The following is a 15,387-nucleotide window of genomic DNA, read 5'->3' as shown; positions in this document are numbered from 1 at the left end:
CGAACGCGGCATAATATACACAACTCTTTAACATCTTAAGGCAGGAACTATGTCATCCCCGTTGCTGACACAGCAGGAAGCTCGCCGTCTGATTGGCGAAATCTTTGTTTATCACATGCCCTTTAATCAAGCGCTGGGTCTGGAGCTGGATCGACTGGAGGCGGATTACGCCGAGTTGGGCTTTGCCAACAAAACCATGTTGGTGGGCAATGCTGCCCAACAGATTTTGCACGGCGGCGTCATTGCCTCGGTGCTGGATGTGGCCGCCGGGTTGGTGTGTGTCAGCCATGCGCTGTCGCGTCAGGAGAGTATTAGCGAGGAAGAACTGCGTCAGCGCCTGTCACGCATGGGCACCATTGATATGCGCGTCGATTACTTGCGTCCAGGACGCGGCGAACGCTTTATCGCCACCAGTAGCCTACTGCGCGGTGGCAACAAGGTCGCAGTGGCGCGCGTTGAACTGCACAACCAACAGGGCGATTACATCGCCACCGCCACCGCTACCTATATGATTGGTTAACACGCTTTTTTGGATGACTTGATGGAATCGCAACAGACTCGCCAGGGCATTGGTTATGCGCTTGGCGCTTACTTTATATGGGGCATTGCGCCGGCTTACTTCAAGTTGGTGAAGGAAGTGCCGCCCACGGAGATCATGACGCATCGAGTGATTTGGTCAGCGCTGTTTATGCTGATTCTGATTACGCTGAGTCGCAGCTGGAAACAGGTACGCACGGTGCTCGCCCAACCGAAAAAAGTGCTGCTACTGGCACTGACCGCCGTTACCATCGGCGGCAACTGGCTGCTGTTTATCTGGGCGGTGAACAATCAGCATATGCTGGAAGCCAGCCTCGGCTATTTTATCAACCCACTGATCAACGTGGTATTTGGTATGCTGTTCCTGCGCGAGCGCTTCCGGCGTTTGCAGTGGCTGGCCGTGATACTGGCCACGACTGGGGTATTGGTGCAGCTGTGGCAATTTGGTTCGTTGCCGATTATCGGCCTCGGCCTGGCGTTGAGTTTTGCGCTCTATGGTTTGATAAGAAAGAAGATTCAGGTGGATGCGCAAAGCGGCATGCTGATCGAGACCGCCTGGTTATTTCCGGTGGCCGCCATCTATCTGTTTGGCTTTGCCGACAGCGCTACCAGCCACCTGAGCGCCAATCCGTTGAGCCTCAACCTGAAGCTGGTTGCCGCGGGCATCATCACCACCATTCCGTTGATGCTGTTTGCTGCGGCTTGTGCGCGCCTGCGTCTGTCAACCGTGGGGTTCTTCCAGTACCTTGGCCCCACATTGATGTTCCTGCTGGCCGTGCTGTTCTATGGCGAAAGCCTGACACCGGACAAAATGGTCACCTTTGGCTTCATCTGGCTGGCGCTCGCCATCTTTATTGTTGATGCTGTTGCGTTCTCAGCTCGCACCCGCGTGCGCGTAGCGTGAAATAAAGCGTGCTATCGCCGGGCCGGTGAGCAAGATAGTGAACAGGCGTAGCGTCTGCAACGCCATCACAAAAGCGATATCGACCCGGCTGCCAGCAGCAATAATTGCCACGGTATCCAGCCCGCCGGGGCTGGTTGCCAGGTAAGCGGTCATCAGATCCACGTGCAGTACGCGCGTCAGCATCCAGGCTAATCCGCCGCACAGCAGCATCAAACCAAAAATCGATACCAGCATTTGTGGCAGCGTGCGCAGTGCCAGCAGGAAAATCGGACGGGTAAAACGTAATCCTACGCTCCAGCCAATCAGCGCATAAGCCAGCGCCAGCAACCATTCTGGCACCTGCAACGTCGCAACATCCGTACCGTGCAGAGTCGCGCCAATCAGGGCTGGCAACAGCAGTGCCCCGGAAGGAATACGCAATTTTTGCCCCAGCCAGGCACCGGCGAACATCACCACGATGGTCAGCAGGAAACTGCTTTGTAGTGGCGGAAACCACACCAGCTCTACCGCGCCTCCGCTAGTCCCCAATCCAATGCGCGCCACCACGGCCGCCGCAGTCGCCACAAACAGCACGCGCAGATACTGCATAAAGGCCACCAGCCGGACGTCAGCACCAAAATCACCGGCCATCGCCACCATCGCGGAAGCCCCGCCGGGTGAGGATCCCCACGCACCCGTCGGTCCGGGCAAGTTGCTAAAGCGCACCAGCAAAAATCCTGACAAGCCACTGGCCGCCAAGGTCAGCACCAACACGGCCAGCACCACCGGCCAATCCTGTAACAGCGGCGAGAGAATCGCAGGGGAAAGCGTTTGCCCAATCATGCAGCCCAGCACGGCTTGTGCCAGTACGAAAAAACGCTTGTCGATGCGCACGGTGGCGCCTGACAGGCCCATAATGGTGCCGACGATCATCGGTCCTAACAGCAGTGCAGCGGGAAGGTGAAACAGCTGGAGGATAATCCCCAGTACTAACGAAGCAATCAGCAGAATGGTCCACTGCTGTCGCAAAGAGAGACGCGCCATAGGGTGGAAATCAGAAAGTGAGAAGTGACAACAGCCTACGCAGAATTGTGATGCGGCGCCAGTTTAAAGGGCCGCAAATGCGGCCCCGAAATCGTTACAACCAGTTTTTACGTTTGAAGTAGAGATAAGGTGCCAGCCCGGCAAGGATCATCAAGGTGATCGCCCCCGGATAACCAAAGCTCCACTTCAGCTCAGGCATAAACTCGAAGTTCATACCATAGCTTGAAGCCACCAGCGTTGGCGGCAGGAACACCACTGATACCACCGAGAAGATCTTGATAATGCGGTTCTGCTCGATGTTGATAAAGCCCATCGCCGCCTGCATCAGGAAGTTAACTTTCTGGAACAAGGATTCGTTGTGCGGCAGCAGGGATTCGATATCGCGCAGGATTTCACGCGCCTGCTCCAGTTGATTACCCGGCAAACGCGCCTTGCGCACCAGGAAGTTCAGTGCGCGCTGCGTATCCATCAGACACAGACGCACTTTCCAGCCGATATCTTCCAGCTCCGCCAGACGCGACAGCGCCTGATCGTACTCTTCACCCTGCTGGCCTTCCATAATGACTCGGCTCAGTTTTTCCAGCGCGCTGTAGATGTTCTCGATCTCATCCGCCAGCTGTTCGATTTTGGTCTCAAACAGATCCAGCAGCAGCTCGTAAGCATTGCCATCCGTCAGCGTTTGGTTACGCGCGCGCATGCGATAGAGACGGAAAGCAGGCAGCTCACGTTCACGCAGCGTATAGAGACGATCTTCACGAATGGTAAACGCCACGGTGGAGTTACCGGCGTGGTCTTCCGCATCTTCAAAGAAGAAGAAGGAGTGAATGTGCAAGCCATCTTCGTCTTCGAAGAATCGCGCTGAGGCTTCGATGTCCTCCAGCTCAGGACGGGTTGCCAGGCTTTGGCCCAGCTCAGACTGCACACGATCACGTTCGCTGTCGTCAGGCTCGATCAAATCGACCCAAACCGACGTATTCAGTTTGTCGTTATTTTCTTCCAGCTCGATGCGCGTCAGGCGATCGCGTTCGAGTTTAAAAGCGCTCAGCATAGCAATACTCCCCATTGCAGACGGAATGGGACAAGGCGGCACTCCGTGATGCCAGAGGCAAAACGGGCACGGCAAAGCCTGAACGCGGAAACTTTCGCTTCAAGGGTAAATCAGTGCTGACTCGTGCGACGAGAGTGTAAAGGGAGGTCGCTGATAACCGCTAAGGCTACCCGCAATGAGAGGTGACCTTAGGAGTTGTTCCTGTTAAACAGGCGGTTGAGCCAGCATCGACTGGGCGCGTCCAAGGCATTGTCCTCTCATGATAATAGTGCGCGCATGTTACGCTGAGACGAAAAAGTCGTCAAGGTAGCGCAACCGCGCTACACCGTTTCCAGACGGGCGTAAGCCGCCACCAGCCACTTGATTCCCTGGCCCTGAAACGCCACTTGCAAGCGGCTGTGCTCGCCACTGCCTTCAAGGTTGATGATGGTGCCTTCACCAAATTTGGCATGGCGCACGCGCTGGCCGAGCGCAAAGCCACTGTCATTTTGCGCGATGGGCGTGCCCATACGTTGATGGCTCACCGGGCGGCTGACGCTGGCGCGCAGACGCACTTCTTCCACACACTCTTCCGGTAACTCACCAATGAAGCGCGAAGGACGGTGATACACTTCCTTACCATAAAGGCGGCGGGTTTCAGCGTAGGTCAGCGTGAGTTTTTCCATCGCACGCGTGACGCCGACATACGCCAGGCGACGCTCCTCTTCCAAACGGCCGCCCTCATCCAGCGACATCTGGCTCGGGAACATGCCCTCTTCCATGCCGACGATAAAGACCTGGCTGAACTCAAGCCCTTTGGCGGAGTGCAGAGTCATCAATTGCACCGCATCCTGCCACTTATCGGCTTGCCCCTCACCCGCTTCCAACGCAGCATGTGAAAGAAACGCCTGCAATGGCATCAGGTCTTCATCTTCGTCCTGATAACTGAACTGGCGCGTTGCCGTCACCAGTTCTTCCAGGTTTTCTATGCGCGCCTGCCCTTTTTCGCCCTTCTCCTGCTCATACATGATCCACAGGCCCGAGTCTTTGATCACCCGATCGGTTTGCACGTGCAGCGGCATTTCGGCGGTTTCCGTGGCCAGTGAATCCACCAGCTCGCAGAAGCGTTGCAGCGCAGAAGCGGCACGTCCCGCCAAGGCTTTGTTTTGCAGCAGTTCCCGCGTGGCTTGCCACAAGGTTAATTGCTGATCGCGCGCCGTCTGACGCACCACGTCCAACGTGCGATCGCCCACGCCACGTACCGGCGTGTTCACCACGCGTTCAAACGCCGCATCATCATTACGGTTGGCCATCAGACGCAGATAGGCCAACGCATCTTTGATCTCCTGGCGTTCGAAGAAGCGCATACCGCCATAAATGCGATACGGCATGCTGCCCTGAATCAGCGCCTCTTCCAGCACACGAGACTGGGCGTTGCTGCGATAAAGAATGGCGCAATCCTGCAGCGCATTGCCGTTCTCATGCCAGGTTTTGATGCGATTAACCACAAAGCGCGCTTCGTCTAATTCGTTAAAAGCGCAGTAGATCGAAATCTTTTCGCCATCGCTGCCATCGGTCCACAGCTCTTTGCCGAGGCGCCCATTGTTATTGGCGATCAGCGTGTTAGCGGCTTTAAGGATATTGTTGGTCGAGCGGTAGTTCTGCTCCAGACGAATGGTTTCCGCGCCGGGGAAATCCTGCAAGAAGCGCTGGATGTTCTCGACCTGCGCACCACGCCAGCCGTAGATCGACTGATCGTCATCGCCCACGATAATCACGCGGCCGGTATCACCCGCCAGCATACGGATCCAGGCGTACTGAATGTTGTTGGTGTCCTGGAATTCATCCACCAGCACATTGCTGAAGCGCTCGCGATAATGATTCAGGATATGCGGCTTGTTGAGCCACAGCTCATGGGCGCGCAGCAGCAGTTCGGCGAAATCCACTAAGCCCGCGCGATCGCAGGCTTCCTGATACGCCTGATAAATGCGCAGCCAGGTTTGCTCCACAGGGTTGCCGTAGCTCTCAATATGCTTTGGACGCAAACCTTCATCTTTTTTGCCGTTGATGTACCACATGCCCTGACGCGCAGGCCACTGTTTCTCATCAAGGTTCATGGCTTTGATCAGACGCTTCAGCAGACGCAGTTGGTCATCGCTGTCGAGAATCTGGAAGTCCTGCGGCAAACCGGCATCAAGGTGATGTGCGCGCAGTAAACGGTGCGCCAGGCCGTGGAATGTTCCGATCCACATGCCGCCCTGGCTGGTGCCGATCAGTTGATCGATACGATGACGCATTTCCGCCGCGGCTTTGTTGGTAAAGGTCACCGCCATAATCGAGTAAGGCGAGCAATTTTCTACCGACAGCAGCCAGGCAATACGATGCACCAGCACGCGGGTTTTACCACTGCCTGCTCCGGCCAGCACCAGCAGGTTGCTGCGCGGTGCGGCGACCGCCTCGCGCTGTTTGTCATTCAAGCCGTTAAGCAGATCAGAAACGTCCATAAGCACCGTTTGAAAAATAAGAGAGGTTCCAGAATGCCGTTCTCCGGCACTCCATCAACGCACCATTTGTAGCGGCGCGATTTATCGCGCAATACATTGCGCCGCTACGATTTGTGCGTCAGGAAATGGCTGCAATCATCCAGTGGTTAGCTGGATGAACATACAGCATTATAGCAGCGAGGTTAGCGATGCCAACTGATGAATTTCAACATGCGGTACCAGGCGCGCATCGTCAATCTTCATCAGGTTACCGTCACGCAGGTTTATCCAGCAGGCTTGCATGCCCGCGCGCAGTGAACCCACCACATCGGTGGTCAGATCGTCGCCGACGTGCAAAATGTGTTCAGGTGCGATACCTAAACGATCGGAGGCCAACTGATACATATCCTGCCAGGGCTTTGCGCGGCCATGAGGACCGGCGCGCAGGGCAAACTGGAAATAGTGGTCAATGCCCAGTTTCTCTGGGCAGGCGTTGCCATTGGTGATCGCCACTAACGGCACGCGCTCACCCAGCCACGTCAGCGTTTGATGCGTCTCTTCGGGCATCTCCACTTCGCTGCGCCACTGATGGAACACACTCATCACTTCACTGGCTCCCGCGCTGGCTTCAGCCGCAGACAAACCCACATTGATCATCGCCAGCTCAACCGAGCGGCGACGCCACTCAGACACGTCGTGATAAATCTCCGGCTCACGCGCCAGCAATTCGTCACGCAGCGCCTGATAGTCTGCAGGGGTGAATTCACGCAGTGCAGGATGGAAGGACTGCAACGCGGCATGAGATTCTGCGGTGGTTTTGCGGATCACAGGATGGTTGTCATACAGCGTATCGTCGAGATCAAAGGTGATCGCTTTGATCGGGCCCAGCGGGCGGTAAAACTTCATTCAGGCTTTCCTCGTTTAGCACGTGGATGTGCTGCGTCATAGACCGTTGCCAGATGCTGGAAATCGAGATGGGTATAGATTTGCGTGGTCGACAGATTGGCGTGACCCAGCAACTCCTGCACCGCGCGCAGATCGCCGCTGGACTCCAGCAAATGGGTGGCAAACGAGTGACGCAGTTTATGGGGATGAATATGGCTGGCCACGCCCTGCTTAATGCCCCATTCAGCAAAGCGTTTTTGCACATTTCGCGCCGAAATACGGCTGCCCCGGCTAGAGACAAACACCGCATCATCCTGTGGCGCAAAGCTGGCACGCAGCGGAAGCCAGTGTTTCAGCCAGGTCACGGCGGTGCCACCAATTGGCACGCGCCGCTCTTTGCTACCTTTACCCAACACCCACACTTCACCGGCATCTAAATCAACATGGCGACAATCCATGCCCACCAGCTCAGACAGACGTAATCCGCCGCCGTACATGGTTTCGAGCATCGCGCGATCGCGCACCGCCAGCGGATCGTTCATGTCGATCTCCAGCAGTTGGTTGACTTCATCAACGTCCATATTTTTGGGCAGATGGCGCGCATTGCGCGGTGTGGATATGCCTTTTGCCGGATTGGCACTTAACATGCCCTGGCTAACCTGCCAGTCGAGAAAGCTGCGCAAGGCTGACATACGTAGCGCCAGACTGCTGGCCCCCAAACCACCACGACGACTGCGCGCGGCAAGCTGGCGGACTTGGGCGGGTTCCAGCTGCGTCCAGGCAACAATCTTCATCTCATCAGCCATGGCGACCATCGCCTGCAGCTGACGGGTGTAATTTTTTTGCGTAAGCGGGCTAAGCTGGCGTTCGACTTTCAGATAACGCAGAAAGCCCTCAACGGTGGGCCACAGCGGGCTGACGTCGCTCATGCACGTTCAATCCAGCGTGACAGCAGATCCGGCAGCATTTGCGCCAGGTGCTGTAACAATAAGGTGCCCATGCCCGCCTGATAGTGCTGGTTATCGCGGCTACTAAACATCAGCACGCCCAGTTCTCCGCGTTCACCCATCAATGACATAGCGACAGAACCAATCGCTTTGGCCTGCGGTAAAAGCAGCAGCAATTCCGGGCCGTTCAGGCTTCCCAGGTAATGGTGTTCATTGCCAAAGCGTTGGATACGCAACGGCTCAAATGCCTGACGCGATAAACCCAGCTGCGTGAAATCAGAAGGCGCACCGATATGCCATTTGTCGTTGAAGACGCGCACATTGGCACCTGCCAGGCCAAGATCGCGCGCCCAGCGATGCAGGCGCGTGAGCATCTCTTGCAGGCTGTCTGCCGAAGCAAGATGTCCCTGCAACGACAGCAGGCGATCAAACAGCTGATGATTGGCTGTCGCCTGCTCCATCAACAGAGTGATCTCTTCTTCCAACTGTTGGATATGGTTGCGCTGACGCGCCATATGCCACTCCACCAGGGAAACGCTGCCGCGCACCGGGTGCGGCACCATCATCTGTTCGACCTGGCGCGCGTTGCGAATAAAGAAGTCGGGATTCTGGCGCAGGAATGCACTCACCGACTGATCGTCCAGCAAAACCGCGCTGTCGGTTTGCTCTTCGATATTTTTCATAGATGAATAAACCCATCGTAGACGTGTGTGGCTGGACCGGTCATCAGCAGCGGCTGACCCGCCCCTTTCCAGGCAATATGCAGCGTTCCGCCAGGCAGATCGACGCGCACTTTCGCGGCTAAAATACCCTGCTGAATACCACAAGCCACTGCCGCACAGGCGCCGCTGCCGCAGGCCTGGGTTTCGCCTGCGCCGCGTTCATACACGCGCAGACGAATATGTTCAGGATTGACCACTTCCATAAAGCCGACGTTGACACGCTCCGGGAAGCGTTCATGGCTTTCCAGCACCGGGCCGAGCGTTTCCACCGGTGCGGTTTTCACGCTCTCAACCTGAATCACGCAGTGTGGATTCCCCATCGATACCGCACCAAACATCACGGTTTGCTCGGCAACACGTTGCAGGTAAAGGTTTTCAGCTTTGTTGGCACGCAACGGCACCTGCTGTGGGTCGAAATTGGGCTCGCCCATATTGACGCACACCAGCTCATCGTTCGTCACGCTCAGCACCATGCGACCGGTTTGCGTGCTGACGCGAATGTCACTTTTGTTGGTCAATCCTTTCAAGCGCACAAAGCGGGCGAAGCAGCGCGCGCCATTACCGCACTGCGCCACTTCGCTGCCATCGGCGTTGAAAATTCGGTAGTGAAAATCGAGATCCGGATCGTATGGCGGTTCGACGATCAGCAACTGATCAAAACCGATCCCCAGATGCCTGTCCGCCAGACGGCGAATCAGCTCCGGCGAAAAAAAGACGTTTTGCGTCACGGCATCGACAACCATGAAATCGTTGCCGAGACCGTGCATTTTCGAGAACTGCATTTTCTGCTCCGCCGGATGACTCATAGAGATTAGTTCGCCTGTACACCAGGTTTGCTGGTCACTAAACCATTCACATCAGCATTCTGAGCGGCTTTTTGCTGCTGCTCGGTCACTTGCTGATTGCTTTTGGTCGGCTGATCTTTAGGCGGGAAATACAGCGGTCCTTTCAGTCCACAACCTACCAGGCTGACCAGTGCCAGCCCCATGCCTAGCTGACTTATCATTCGTCTCATTCTTTCTGCTCTTTCTGTCCTTAAGCCATTGCTGCTTATCATCGCAGTTGACGTTGTAAAAGCAACAGGAAATACCCGCAAATCCGGGAGCGAGTCAGAGGAAAAGCCAATCCCACCGCGCGAACACAGGCGGGATCAGTGCATTTGGTAGCGTGGCTGGAAGTCGCCGTTATCGTTATCGGGCTGCGTGGCGCAGAGCTGTGTCAGCGTCTGGCTGCGGAACGGAATCACCTGGAAGCGATCGCCGGTGTTCACAATCTGATAGAACTGCGGCAGGTTGAAGTTGATAAAGCTGGAACCGTAGGTGAAACGGTCATGCGATGACGAGTAGAACCGGCTGACATCGCGCACCAGCTCTTCTTTGCTGCCTTCGCAGTGATGATAAACCTCAACGCGGTTGCTCTCGTCGAGGATATAGATGTTGAAGCCGCGATCGTCATTGGTATCTTCAAAGAAGAACTGAATAATGCCTTCGCTGGCATAACCATTCACTACCGGCGGCAGCGGCGTCTGGTTGGATTCGACTTTGATCGATAGCCCGTGCAGTTTGTTGTTGGAAATCGCACCGTAGAACTCCACTGCGTTTTCCAGTTTCTGCACCGAGACGCTCATACGCTCAAAGAACAGGCCCCAGGTTTGCCCTGCCATACGCAGCGCTTTAAAGCGGCCTGGCTCCTGGCGCGTGCTCGACAAACGCAGCTCAATACATTCGGAAACCAGTTGCTGCACGCGAGTGCGGATCAAACCACGCAGGTGCTGGCTGTAGCAGAACACTTCGACCGTATCGGGCGGTGCGGCATCCTGATGCATCTTGCCGAGAATGGTTTTCAGGCCTTCAATCATCGCCTGTTCGCCACTGAAGTGCAGCGTACGCACCTCATTCCACGAGTTGCGGTACAGCAGATCGATGCTGCCAATCAGGCATTGCTGCTGCTGACCAAAGCTGAACACATCCAGCTTACGGAAATCGAAATGCACCACCTGATTGCGGAAGGCCGAGGTAGGATCGTGCTCAAGATTGACGATAATCGCCAAGTGACGAATTTCACACGGACTGTACAACGCCTTGGGCGTTGGTGCAGGCACACGTAGCGGGAAGTGGCTCGACACGTCGTTCACCAGTTCCTGCAAACGCGGCAGATCGCAGAGTTCATTACCTTTCATATGCAGACGGGTTTTGCTGGTCAGCAACCCGTTGAACCACGCCCACGCCACTAACTTGTTCAGATAGCGGTTATATTCCAGCGGTTGATGGCTGATAATGGAACTCATGTCCGGCGACTGGTTGTACAGATACCAACCCGCACGATTGGCACGACCTTCCGGCACATGAATAAAGGTCAGATTATCTTCCGAGAGGTCGGGCGAAATCTGTGGGTTCACCAGCGTCACTTTACCCGGCAGCGCTTCAAACGCGGCATACAGTTTACGCGTCAGCACGCCGATATCCTGCGGGCTGGCACTGACGCTTAAATTGTTACGACGGGCAAAACGGATCAGGTTGCGATAACTCTGCATCATCGCATCCAGCAGTTCATTGTGCGCTTCACGCACGCGCTCGATTTTCCACTGCGCGCGGTTATCTAATACCGCGAGCTTCTCATCATCCCAGCCCCACTCTTTGACCAGCTGCGACAGAATTTCGCGACGCCAGCCTGAGCGTTGATGGTGGTGATCTTCGCTAGACAGCTTCTCACACACTTTTAAGTAGAAACATCGACGCACCAGATCGAGGCGCGCCATGTCATCGACGCTGGTCAGATAACGCGTCACACGTTCCAGCATCATGCAGTAAGGATCGAGACCAAAGCAGACAATTTCGCCATCGTGCAAGCGCTGTTTGATGTCCATCGCCAACAGCTGCGTGTTGGGGTATTCCCAGCTGTAGGCTTCCAGCAGCAGGGTTTTCAGCACCGCTTTGTAGGGCGAATCGATACTTTTATATAACTGCCACAGGCTGGCACCAAAATACTCTTCTGCCGATAGCGTGCCGAGGCCGCCAAGATCGAGCCACTCATTTGGCGTCAACACACCTTGTGAGTAGAGGGACATGACGTATTCGTCGTAATGGTGCTCCTCTTCGCCGGGCACCATGTTCCACAGGATGCGTTTACCCGCCATACGCACAGCGGTACGGTAAAACTCATCCAGCAGTAAAATATGTTGGGTTGAACCGCAGTCTTCACCGCCGAGGCTGCCGCTCTCGTTATGGCGGAAACGGTTTTCATCGATCAGGAAGAAACTCACTTCCACACCCATCGACACACACCATTTCTGCAACAGCGTACACTTACGTTGCAGATTGAGACGCTCTTCATTATCCAGCCAGGACTGGTGGCACACCCAGATGTCGAGATCAGACACACTGTTCTGACCCACGGATGAGGTGCTGCCCATCGAGTAAATACCGGTGATGGGACGCTCGCCTTTCACGGCAGTGCTGAGATCCAGAGACTGGTCACCTGCAAGATGTTGCAGGAGCTGCTGTTGATTTTCATCAGGCGTGAAAAAGCTGACGCCATGTGGAACGCTACCCTCAAGGTAGCCCGGCATCAGTGGATGATGATAGTGCAGTAATGTTGGCAGCAGACTGTAGACTTGCTGGAAAGCAGGCCCCATGGCAGCCAGCGCACGATCAACGCGCAGCTGGTTAATTGCATCCAGTCTCTGTTTCAGTGTCTCAATGTAGAGGTACAAGACGTTTCGCCTGATTGTCCCAGTGTTAAGCACCCTGTTTCCACAACCTGCCGCTTAATAATAAAGATGTCGGGCAAATTATTGCTGGAAACGTGATCAATCTAACACCTGGAGGATTGACCGTAAAGAAAGTTGCGCTACCTAACAGTTTAGCACGTTCCGTTGGCAGCCCTGCTTTTTCGGACTTCGACCTCAGAATAAGTCGCAATTGCTGACACATTCTGACATCGAGGCCTTTTCAATCCGTTGAAACTGACAGCATTCCCCTATCAATGATAGGATAATCGATGAACGATCAAAATGGTTAACAGCATGTTAAACAAAATTTTCAGAATTGCTACCAGACAAAGTCCTCTCGCTTTATGGCAGGCACAATATGTCCAACAGCGTCTGATGGCGGCACATCCAGGCCTGCAAGTTGAGCTGGTTCCGATGGTGACCAAAGGCGACATCATCCTCGACACGCCACTGGCGAAGGTGGGGGGTAAAGGCCTGTTTGTTAAAGAACTCGAACTGGCGATGCTGGAAAATCGCGCCGACCTCGCAGTGCACTCCATGAAAGATGTGCCGGTGGATTTCCCTGAAGGTTTGGGGCTGGTGACCATCTGCGAGCGCGAAGATCCGCGTGATGCCTTTGTCTCTAACCGTTACAACTCTATTGATGAACTGCCACAGGGTGCGGTAGTGGGCACATCCAGCCTGCGTCGTCAGTGTCAGCTCAGTGCGCGTCGACCCGATCTGATTATTCGCTCATTGCGTGGCAACGTCGGGACGCGCCTGGGCAAGCTTGATGCCGGAGAGTATGACGCGATCATCCTCGCGGCGGCAGGCCTCAAGCGTTTAGGGCTTGAAGATCGTATTCGCCAAGCCATGCCAGCCGAGATCTCTTTACCTGCCGTTGGCCAAGGCGCGGTGGGTATTGAGTGTCGCCTGGATGACCACACCCTGATTACCCTGTTGGAAGCGCTTAATCACAGTGATACCGCGGTTTGCGTACGTGCTGAACGCGCCATGAATACGCGCCTCGAAGGCGGATGCCAGGTACCGATTGGTAGCTTTGCAGTGCTGGAAGACGATCAACTGTGGTTGCGTGGGTTAGTCGGTTCACCAGATGGTCTGCAGATGGTGACGGGTGAACGTCGCGGTCCACGCGATCAGGCCTTACAAATGGGCATCTCACTGGCGGAAGAGCTGCTGGATGGCGGTGCACGTGACATTCTGCGTGACGTCTATCAAGGACAACCGCCGGTATGACCATCCTCGTGACCCGCCCGGAACCCGCCGCCAGTGAATTGGCTTCGCGTTTGCGAACCCTCGGCAAGCTGGCGTGGACGTTACCGCTGATTGAGTTCACGCCGGGTCGCGACCTTGAACATCTGCCGCAGAAATTGGCGGCACTGCAGCCGGGCGATTTGGTCTTTCTGCTCTCACAGCAGGTGGTGCTTTTTGCTCATCCTGCCCTTGAGCGCCAAGGCATCACCTGGCCCAAAGCACTCGACTATTATGCCATTGGCCGCAGCACTTCTTTGGCACTGCACACCGTCAGTCATCTGAAAGTAGACTATCCTCATGCGCGGGAAACCAGTGAAGAGCTGGTGCGCCTGAACCGTCTTCAGCAGGTGAAAGGTAAACGCGCACTGATTCTGCGCGGCAGTCCTGGCCGCGAATTGCTGGCAGAAACCCTGATCGCACGCGGAGTCGAAGTCGAGTATTGCGAGTGCTATCAGCGCTGTGAAAAGCAATACGAGGGTGCCATAGAGGGCCGCCGCTGGCGCGATCGCGGCATTACCACGCTGGTGGTGACCAGCGGTGAGATGTTACAACAACTGTTTGCACTGTTTCCGCCAATCGATCGTCGGGAATGGTTATTGCACTGTCGGCTTGTGGTCGTCAGTGAACGTTTGGCTACGCAAGCCGCCGAATTAGGCTGGCAGGACATTGATGTAGCCGATGGTGCCGATAACGATGCGCTGCTGCGTGCGTTACGCTGAACTTAACAATGGGATGAGCCATAATGACGGAACAAAAAGCCTCCTCCGCCATGGTTGAAGAAACCACCCCAGCGGACACTTCCCCTACGCCAGCCGGTAAAAAGCCTCGCGATAAAAAAAGCGATGGCAAAGTGCTGAGTGCAGTGGCGATTGTGATTGCGCTGGCGATTGGCGCAGGACTTTACCTCAATGGGAAACACCAGGCCGATTTACAGGCTCAGACTAACCAAAACCTGAGCGAGCAGCTGAGCGCGTTGCAGCAGCAACTGGGCAGCGACAAACAGCAGTTAACCCAACAGCTGGATGCAGCTAATACCGCCTTAAATGAAGCGCGTACCCAGCAAGATAACAGCGCAAAAGAGCTGGAAACGCTGCGGGATAAAGTGGCGACCATCTCCGGCAACGACACGCGCACCTGGCTGTTGGCGCAAGCGGATTACCTCGTCAAGTTGGCGGGCCGTAAGCTGTGGAGCGATCAGGATGTCACCACAGCGGCAGCGCTGTTGAAAAGTGCCGACACCAGCCTCGCGGATATGAACGATCCTAGCGTCATGAACGTCCGCCGCGCGCTGACCCAGGACATCAGTTCATTGTCTACGGTGAGCCAGGTCGATTATGACGGCATCATCCTCAAGCTCAATCAGCTGTCAAATGGCGTGGATAACCTGCGTCTGGCCGACAATGACAGCGATGACGCACCGATGGATGCTGACGGCGGCGAGCTGTCCAGCTCTCTGCACGAATGGCGTCAGAATCTGGTGAAGAGCTGGCACAACTTTATGGATGATTTCATCACCATCCGTCGCCGTGACAACACCGCACAACCGCTGCTGGCGCCGAATCAAGACGTCTATCTGCGTGAAAACATTCGCTCGCGTCTGTTGATTGCGGCACAAGCCGTACCACGCCATCAGGATGAGATCTACAAACAGTCGATTGACGCGGTATCAACGTGGGTGCGCGCCTGGTATGACACCAACGATGCTGCCACCAAAGCGTTTCTCGCCCAGTTAGATGAACTCAGCCAGCAGAGCATCGCCATGGATGTGCCTGATACGCTGGAAAGCCAGGCGCTGCTGGAAAAACTGATGCAGACCCGCGTCAGAAATCTGCTGGCGCAGCCGTCGGTTCCGGCTGATCAACAGGGAGGCTAAGC

At 55.5% G+C, this 15,387-nt stretch carries 14 protein-coding genes; 5 read left to right on the top strand and 9 right to left on the bottom strand.

The annotated features are described in order from the left end of the window. Window positions 1–49: 49 nt before the first annotated feature. Together QMZ30_RS19580 and rarD are read left to right on the top strand one after the other, a co-directional pair. Complete coding sequence (locus tag QMZ30_RS19580) at window positions 50–520, top strand: thioesterase family protein (RefSeq protein ID WP_283228655.1); 471 nt, start codon at window positions 50–52, stop codon at window positions 518–520. A gap of 21 nt (window positions 521–541) precedes the next feature. Next, on the top strand, window positions 542–1,441 hold the full coding sequence (gene rarD, locus QMZ30_RS19575; protein ID WP_283228654.1) for an EamA family transporter RarD: 900 nt from the start codon (window positions 542–544) through the stop codon (window positions 1,439–1,441). Here the strand turns inward: rarD and QMZ30_RS19570 are convergent. The 9 genes from QMZ30_RS19570 to QMZ30_RS19530 form a co-directional block, all read right to left on the bottom strand. Continuing rightward, entirely contained in the window at window positions 1,412–2,464 is a 1,053-nt protein-coding gene (locus tag QMZ30_RS19570; RefSeq protein WP_283228653.1) for an AbrB family transcriptional regulator, read from the bottom strand. The two genes, rarD and QMZ30_RS19570, sit on opposite strands and share 30 nt — an antisense overlap. Window positions 2,465–2,558: 94 nt before the next feature. Further along, entirely contained in the window at window positions 2,559–3,512 is a 954-nt protein-coding gene (gene corA, locus QMZ30_RS19565) for a magnesium/cobalt transporter CorA (RefSeq protein WP_039329235.1), read from the bottom strand. A 320-nt stretch (window positions 3,513–3,832) separates the two neighbouring features. Further along, on the bottom strand, window positions 3,833–5,995 hold the full coding sequence (uvrD, locus tag QMZ30_RS19560) for a DNA helicase II (RefSeq protein WP_039329233.1): 2,163 nt from the start codon (window positions 5,993–5,995) through the stop codon (window positions 3,833–3,835). A 168-nt stretch (window positions 5,996–6,163) separates the two neighbouring features. After that, complete coding sequence (gene yigB / locus QMZ30_RS19555) at window positions 6,164–6,880, bottom strand: 5-amino-6-(5-phospho-D-ribitylamino)uracil phosphatase YigB (protein WP_283228652.1); 717 nt, start codon at window positions 6,878–6,880, stop codon at window positions 6,164–6,166. Next, a complete protein-coding gene (gene xerC, locus QMZ30_RS19550; RefSeq protein ID WP_283228651.1) occupies window positions 6,877–7,788 on the bottom strand; it encodes a tyrosine recombinase XerC in 912 nt (303 codons plus the stop codon). Before xerC ends, yigB begins: the two co-directional genes overlap by 4 nt. Then, the gene (locus QMZ30_RS19545) at window positions 7,785–8,489 is read right to left on the bottom strand and encodes a DUF484 domain-containing protein (RefSeq protein WP_039329228.1); all 705 of its coding nucleotides are present in this window, start codon (window positions 8,487–8,489) and stop codon (window positions 7,785–7,787) included. The genes xerC and QMZ30_RS19545 overlap by 4 nt, the downstream gene beginning before the upstream one ends. After that, window positions 8,486–9,310, bottom strand: coding sequence for a diaminopimelate epimerase (dapF, locus tag QMZ30_RS19540; protein ID WP_283228650.1), 825 nt, complete (start codon window positions 9,308–9,310; stop codon window positions 8,486–8,488). The genes QMZ30_RS19545 and dapF overlap by 4 nt, the downstream gene beginning before the upstream one ends. Before the next feature lie 29 nt (window positions 9,311–9,339). Continuing rightward, window positions 9,340–9,543 (bottom strand): LPS translocon maturation chaperone LptM, encoded by a 204-nt coding sequence (gene lptM, locus QMZ30_RS19535; protein ID WP_039329226.1) that lies wholly within the window; start codon window positions 9,541–9,543, stop codon window positions 9,340–9,342. 135 nt (window positions 9,544–9,678) lie between these two features. Then, complete coding sequence (locus QMZ30_RS19530) at window positions 9,679–12,240, bottom strand: class I adenylate cyclase (protein ID WP_039329223.1); 2,562 nt, start codon at window positions 12,238–12,240, stop codon at window positions 9,679–9,681. Between the two features lie 312 nt (window positions 12,241–12,552). On the opposite strand from QMZ30_RS19530, the gene hemC reads away from it, so the two are divergent. Genes hemC through hemX form a run of 3 tightly spaced genes read left to right on the top strand, consistent with a single transcriptional unit; the run spans window position 12,553 to window position 15,385 of the window. Then, on the top strand, window positions 12,553–13,494 hold the full coding sequence (gene hemC / locus QMZ30_RS19525; RefSeq protein ID WP_283228649.1) for a hydroxymethylbilane synthase: 942 nt from the start codon (window positions 12,553–12,555) through the stop codon (window positions 13,492–13,494). Further along, on the top strand, window positions 13,491–14,231 hold the full coding sequence (hemD, locus tag QMZ30_RS19520; protein ID WP_283228648.1) for a uroporphyrinogen-III synthase: 741 nt from the start codon (window positions 13,491–13,493) through the stop codon (window positions 14,229–14,231). Before hemC ends, hemD begins: the two co-directional genes overlap by 4 nt. A 23-nt stretch (window positions 14,232–14,254) precedes the next feature. Continuing rightward, complete coding sequence (gene hemX / locus QMZ30_RS19515) at window positions 14,255–15,385, top strand: uroporphyrinogen-III C-methyltransferase (RefSeq protein ID WP_039329219.1); 1,131 nt, start codon at window positions 14,255–14,257, stop codon at window positions 15,383–15,385. Window positions 15,386–15,387 lie beyond the last annotated feature (2 nt).

Origin of the sequence: Pantoea sp. EA-12 (assembly GCF_030053355.1) — a bacterium.
GTDB classification, from domain to species: domain Bacteria; phylum Pseudomonadota; class Gammaproteobacteria; order Enterobacterales; family Enterobacteriaceae; genus Pantoea; species Pantoea vagans_C.
Note: the sequence above shows the minus strand (reverse complement) of the source record. Positions and strands in the feature narration are given on the sequence as shown.